This window comes from Polaromonas sp. P1_G2 (genome assembly GCF_056405515.1).
This window is the reverse complement of sequence record NZ_JBFUBY010001856.1, coordinates 1-349: the sequence shown is the minus strand read 5'-3', so window position 1 is coordinate 349 and position 349 is coordinate 1. Positions and strand designations below refer to the sequence as shown.

The 349-nt window shown below is 61.9% G+C and carries 1 protein-coding gene; it reads left to right on the top strand.

Annotation, left to right across the window (positions count from 1 at the left end; all coding sequences use genetic code 11):
* The coding region (locus tag AC1D0P_RS32910; RefSeq protein ID WP_477680549.1) for a hypothetical protein at window positions 1-249 on the top strand (249 nt) is incomplete at its 5' end.
* Between the last annotated feature and the right edge of the window lie 100 nt (window positions 250-349).

Here is a 349-nt window from a genome sequence, read left to right as displayed (position 1 = left end):
TACCAGGATTCGTCGAAGCCGAAGCTGGACGCACCAGCGAACGCCAATCCCCGCTTCCGCTCGCGCCGCCACTACACCGCCATCCGTCGCGCCGCGGAGCCAGAGGCCATGGCCAAGGCGCAGAAGGTTATCGACGAGGCGGCGACGCAGCTGCTGCGCTCGAGCGAAAATTCCGAACTCCGCTATGCGCATTACCAGCAGATTTCGGCGGCGGTGAATTCGACCAAGGTCCTGCTGCGTTCATCCTGAGACACGGAAAATCCAGTTGAGGCTGTCGCGCCAATCCGTCATGCGGATCGGCGTGCCATGATTGCCGGTCTGGAACAGCACGAAACGCGTCGGATAGTTC